Source organism: Streptomyces sp. NPDC088354, from assembly GCF_044753585.1.
GTDB lineage: Bacteria > Actinomycetota > Actinomycetes > Streptomycetales > Streptomycetaceae > Actinacidiphila.
Genome location: NZ_JBIVNJ010000060.1, coordinates 19,709 through 26,346, shown reverse-complemented (window position 1 = coordinate 26,346; position 6,638 = coordinate 19,709). Strand labels below are relative to the sequence as shown.

Below are 6,638 nucleotides of genomic sequence, written 5' to 3'. Positions count from 1 at the left end.
GCTTTCAGCTTTAGCACGTTTCATGGTGCTGTGGTCAGTTCCATAGCCATGGGCGGGTTGTTCATTGCGGCGGGCGATCTGGGCCACAAGTTCGGGTCGCAGTTCAATCTCGGTAATTTCATTAACGTTGTGCCGGGGGGTGGTAAGGGCGGGGCTGTCGGTGGGGGACAGGGCAGGGCAACCGGCACGGGTACGGGTGTGGGGCCGTTGCCGGCTACGGCCGGTGGTACCGGGGTGTTCACGGGTACGACCGGTACGGGTGACATTCCGGCCGGGGCGGGCTTCCCGGGGGCGGTGGTTCCTACCGAGTCGGGGGCTGTGCCGCACGGCACGGCGGGTTCGGGTTCGGTCAGGCCACCGGTGTCGACGTCGTCCTCGCCCGGTCTGGCATCCCACACCGGCACCGGCACCGGCACTGGCACGAGCACGGGGGCGGCCACCGCGTCCCCTGCCGGCGCGGGCACGGGGGCGGGGGTTGAGGGTGGTTCGCGTGGCGGCCAGTCGGCCGGCAGCGCGGGCGGCACACAGCACCCGGCCGCGCAGCACACGCACACCCGTCCGGCCACCACCGACACCACCGACACGGTCGGCGTGTCGGGGACGGTGGATGCGGCAGGTGTGGTGGGCAGCGCGGAGTCGACGCATGCTGCCGGACCCGAGGGCACATCGCGCACCACTCACTCCCCGGACCGGGCGCATTCCTCGGAGAGCGACGGTGCACAGCGCACCACGGATTCCCCGGAGACGGTGGGTGCGGTGGACGGGGGCGGTGCTCATGGCGTTGCAGTGCCGGGGTCGTTGTCGGCGTCGCCGGGTTGGCAGGCGGCGCGGGCCGGCGCGGCGGTGTCGCGGTCGGATGCGTGGACTGGTGCGGTCCCGGCGCATGACACCACCCAGGCCGTACCCGCCCAGGGCGCATCCGTCCAGGCTGGTCGCGGGTTGGGGGCGGCGGGTTCCGGTTTTGATGTGCGTCGGTTCACCCACGACGGCGAGCCGGTGGTCGATGTGACGGTGGAGGTCGGTTTCTCCCACGCCGGGGCTGTCACGGACGCCGAGGTCCGGGCGGAGTGGGAGCGTTTGACGGCGGGTGTCGAGCAGGCTTTCAACGCGTCCGGGTATCCGCTGCCGACCGGTGAGCGCCTGCATGTCACGGTGGCGCCTGCCCAGGCCGGGGCCCGGCCCCACTTGGTCATTGATGTCGGCGGGCCACGTTCCCAACGCCGTACTCCCGCCGAGTATGCCGAGCAGATCGGCCGTCATCTCGGGCTTCCGCCGGTCGGGCATGATGCTGCCATCCCGGACCAGGCCCCGCGAACGGTCCGCACGCTGTCCGCTGGTGAGCCGGACGCCACCCGGCCCGGCGGGGTTGGGGAATCCGGCGCCAGCCCGGCGCGGGTTCGTACCCAGGGCAGTACCGGCGCGGCCCCACCCGCGTTCGTGCCCGCGGGCGACGAAATCCCTGGCGCGGGGCCGGCAACGGCCACGGCCACGGTCAGCCATGAGGACCGGGAAGGGGAGGTGACGTCCGGAACGAGAGCCGGGGATGCCGGGCGCGTGCGCACGGATCACGCACCGCAGGTTCCGGCAGCGCTCTCCTCCGGGCCGGCACCTCACACACCTGCTCACACACCTACTGACGCACCTGCTGACGTGCCTGTTGATGTGCCTGTTGTGGGGGCGGGGGGTGGGGATGGTCCTGTGCGGATGGCGGGGCGGCGTGAGCTGGTGCCGGGGGATGGCAGGTGTTTGCTGTATTCGGTGTTGGTGGGTATGGAGCCTGGCCTGTGGCCTGTGGGTCTGGGTGGGGATCCGGGTGGTCGGCATGCGGCTGTGGTGCGTCAGCTCGGAACGTTTGGGCGTGTTGGTGATCGTCTGGTCGGGAGGGTGGGGGAGGCTACGCCGTTGGGGCGTGCCGCGCAGGATCTGCACGGGCTGGTGGTGGGGTATGTCCGGGATGCGGGGCCGGGGGGTATCCCGGGTGAGGTGGTGCGGCAGTACCGCACGGGTGAGGAGCAACTCGACCGGTTGAGGCGGTCCGCCGAAGGGTTGTTCACGCGTATCGCCGAGGGTGTGGTTCCCCAGGCTGTCACGGCGGGGGATCGGCTTGCCCTGCGTGCTTTGCGCGCTCTGCACGACAAGACGATGCGCGAGCGGGGCGTGGCACGTTCCGGGCAGCCGGCTGTGGGGTCGCTCGATCAGTTCGGTGACCTGGTCGAGCACTTCTCAGGCGACGACGGGTCCGACATTCTGTCCCGTGTCGTCGACGCCGCGGTCGACGGGGCGCTGGACCTGCCGCTGGACCGGCATGAGTTTGCTGGTCTGGAAGCGTCGTTGCGGCGGTGGCAGCCCAACACGAGCACCTGGAGCAGTGAAGAAGGCGAGATGTTCCCGGGCCTGGTGGCCCACGCTCTCGGCATCCGACTGCGTACCTTCACCGGCACCACCCTCATCGCCCAGGCCGGCCCGCAGCACGCCACCGGCTCCGTCGACGTCCACTACAACGGCCACACCCACTACGACGCCGTCACCACACCAGCACTTATCCGCGCGGGCCACCTTGTCGGCGGGGCACCCCGCCCGGAGACCAAGCCGTCTGTGAAGGTCGACAACTTGGGCGAGGGGGACCTGAGTTCGTTGACGAATGACGTCAGCGCTAATGACCGCCATGCGCGGTCTGCGGCCACCAGCACCGAGACACCCCATACACCGCAATTCGAGCAGGGTGATGGTGGTCTGATCGGTGAGCAGAGCCGGGAGTTGTCGCTCGAATCCGAGCTTCCCCGGTATGTCAACGCATATCTCAAGGAGAAGCTCGGCCGGGACACCGTCTCCGATGAGCATGCGGTTGAAGTTTATCGAGAGCTTGAAATATCGCGCGGCGCTGCCTTCGCCCGCAGAGATCTAAAGGCGCGTTTTGAGGAAGTCGCCCTGGAAATTGCCGGGATCGACTGGCCCCGTATGCGGGGCGGGAAGTCGGGCCTGGAGTCGGAGTTCACCTTCCCCCTTGCATTTAATGAAGAAATCGACAGCTTTGACACGCTCGGAGATGTCTTGGCCTGGGGTCCAAACGGTGCCAGGATCGTGGGCGAATCTAAACAGCTTTGGGTGGATTCCGACGAAAATTACTATCGGAATGAACGTGACGCCATAGCCGCGGTAGGCGACGATTATGACGATGTGGACCTGGTCATCCCTGAACTCATCGTAGGGGAGATGAACAACGTCCCCCATGAACAAGGGGGCGACTTCCTGCGCATGCTCCGCACTTACATGGAGACCGAAGCGGCATTCGAGTCGATCGCTGGTGATCGTGGCGGCAAGCCCACCGTTCCCCTGAAGGACGTCCTGAAAAAGGAGAACGGATGGAGGTTGACTGAACTCGCGAAGGGTGCGTTGATCGGCCCACGGCCGATTGGGGACAATCCGGGTGCGCACGTCCATCACAATATAGGCGTCCCGCTGGCCGTAGTCCATCCTTTCCTAGCGCATGTGCGCGACAACACCTGGCGGGATCAAAGGTACGGTTATCACACTCGCGACCACCTGACAGATGCCTTGGTGTTCAGCGATATGATCGCGTCCCGGTACATGAACTGGAGGGCGAGCCGCGGTCGGATCGCCGGTAATCTCGCAAACGCTGCCCTGCAGTTGAACGCACCTGACCGAGGGGTGCAGGAGCTGCGCGGCCACGCGGCACTCGTCTATGTGCATGCAGCTGCGGCAGTCAACGGGGTGAAAGCGCACCAACTCGACAAGGCAAGTGCGGCGGTCCTGGCACGGCATGATCCCGCCGTTCTCCTGTCACACCTTCCCGAAGACGTGCAGCGCTTCCTCCAATCGGATGCCAACTCCTTTGTGGCGCTGTTCGAGAAGAAGATCTTGGAAAGGATCGACTTCTACCGCCTTTACAGGGAGAATAAAAGTCTGCGCAAGAACCCACCAGCTCACGCTGTCGACTTCAAACTGAAGGAGCAGGGTACCGTCCGGGACTTCCTTCTGAGTAGCGTGCAGCGGGACTACCCGCAGCAGCAGAAGATGAACGATGTCTTCAAGATGACCATCCTGGGAGATCTCGACACGAACGGCGGAAGTACGCTTCCACTGGTCGTACTCGAGGTGCGGTCCTACGGTAAGCGGCATTCGACCGCCATGGAGACCATTGCCCAGCATGGCGAGCTTTCGGCCACCGTTCAACGGCTGTATCCCCTAGCCGTGCAGCTGACAGGAACCCCGACAATGGCGGGGAGCGCTGCCATCCCCCAGCCCAATGAATTCGGACAGTACGCGTTTTTCGCGGGGCAGGGTCGGGAGCAGCGGGCCGAGCGACAGCAGGGTGGGACACATGCCGGTCCTTCCGTCATGCGCCACCATTCGTACGGGAGGGAAACCACCAGGACTGATGCCGGGACCGGTCAGCCGTCTGCGGAGCCCGGCCGAGAGGAATACGGTCTTTCCGTACCCACTAGTAGCAGGCGGGTGCGTCGGTCGGGGCAGTTTGAGCAGGGGGACGGTGAAAGTTCGCTTTCGCTGCCGGCGGAACCGCGTAGGGTGCTGAGAGAAGAGGCGACTGCTTTCCCGGGCATTTTTGTCCGTTGGGATCCCAACGTGGATCCGACCTTCCTCAAGACGGTCAACGAGCAGTTGCTGCTGCTTGCGGGGCAGCCGGTCGGCAGGGCGTTGTTGGAGAGCATTGGCAGCAGTCGGACCAGGTCGGGGCTGTCGAATTGGCAGCAGGCGAAGGTCAAGATCGAGCGCGTCGGTGCGGGTACCGTGATCGGCGATGGTCCGCGATTCGCGGCACACACGGGAAATGCGACGAGGCCGATCAATGCGCAGTGGGCCTCGGATACGCAGCGGGGCACGCTCAGTCTGCTTCAGTACAATCCGAATGCGTGGGAGACCGCTGACGGCCTGCGTCCTCCCTTTATCGGACTTGCACACGAACTGATCCATGTTCAGCGGAACCTGCACGGGCTATCGGTTGAGAATACGGCCGAAGATGAGGCCCAGGTCGTCGGGCTCGAGAATTTCGCGGGACTTGAGTTCACCGAGAACAAGATCCGCGCCGAACACGGCCTGTCGCCTCGTCAGGCCTACACCGAGGGCTCCAACGCAGACAACGTCTCCACCCCCGGACCCGTCATTCCGGGTCCTGCCAACCCGGTCCGCGCAGGGTCCGAACACGCCCGCGGGCCCGAGTTTGTCGATCTGCCATTCGCGCAGGGTGTACGGACGGAGCTGTCCGCCGAAGCCCGCGCCGCGCTGGAGGAGACGGCAGCACGACTAGTCCAAGCAGGCGTCGGCAACTGGCGACGGGGACTCCCGCTGCCGAAGAGCCTGGCCATTGGATACGGCAACGGGCGGTTCCGCCGAGGCGGCCACCGGGCCGAGGAGACGGGCACCGTGCGTGCTCAGACCGTCGCCGACGCCCTGAGCGCGCGAATCGAAGCACTGCTGCGAGATGTCCAGGGACCGAAACCCACAGTCCAGGACTTCGAAATCGAGTACACGTCCATGGGACGGCAACCCGGCGCGCCTTCGGACCACATGCGCCGCGTCACCCTTGAGGTCGACTACGGCCGGCCCGCCGACGAAGGCAGGAGTGCACTCGAGGCGGACGCGGATGTGGACCTGTTGCAAGCGGTCAACCTGGCACTGCCCGCGACGGAGCACGGCACAGCAACATTGGAGACGAGTAGTCCGACGAGCTCAGACGACATTCTGGCTACGAATGACACGGCTGATGCAGACACGGCTCATGAGCCGGGCCACGGCAACAGCGCCTTCGCTGCCCGTCACGCTGAACGCCTCACCACACCGCAGTCTTTGACTGGAGACGGTCAGGACGACGAGGTCATGTCTCTGACCGTGACTGCCAGGGACCTGATCGGTATTGCGCTTCCCCCCAACAGCCCAGTCTCAAGCGCCTGGGCACTTAATCCCGATGTCGCCTTCACTCTGAAGGAGCTACGCCTGGGCCGGGCAACTTTGCATGAGCTGTTGACCCGCATTGAAAATCAGCTGCCGCCGGCCCTAGAGCAGGTGGAAGCGGTTCCGGTGTTCCCCGAGGCGCGGTCGACGGTGGCGGATGGGGGTGCAACACGGATCACCGAAGTGCCCGTGGGACGCAGGGCGCTCCCCGCGGATACTGCAGCCGGCACTCACCTGCAGAACCTGCAGTCGCGTCGCGCCGCTGAGATCGAAGTGACCGACCACACGGCCGGATTTACGCCCCATCAGCCAGATGCCCATGGCGCGATGAACGCCCGAGGGGACCAGGACGCAGATTATCCACTGGCCACTCAGAGCAACGACACCACCCCCAACGGTCGGAACCTCGACTCCAGTGCCATCGCTGCAGGAACGACCCCCGCGAACAACGGGACGGAAGTGCCCCGCGCATCGCTCCAGACCGACGACGGGGACAAGGACCATGCAGTAGCTCACGAGGGTGAATCGACCGGCACCGGTGGCGTCACCGGGCACGTGGACGATGGCGTGGTCCCCGGGCAGGATGACATGACGGACACCGCGTCCGTGTCTGCGGATGAGGTGCGGCGCAGTCAGATCCGGCGGGGGAAGCGTCCTGAGGTGGTGTTGCCGGAGACGGTGGCTGGGCCGGTGGCTGGGCCGGTTGG

Annotated in this window: 1 protein-coding gene; it reads left to right on the top strand. The window is 65.8% G+C overall.

Going from position 1 to position 6,638, the window contains the following annotated elements; genetic code table 11:
* Positions 1-1,983: 1,983 nt before the first annotated feature.
* The coding region (locus tag ACIP98_RS39230; RefSeq protein ID WP_401981201.1) for a M91 family zinc metallopeptidase at positions 1,984-6,638 on the top strand (4,655 nt) is incomplete at its 3' end.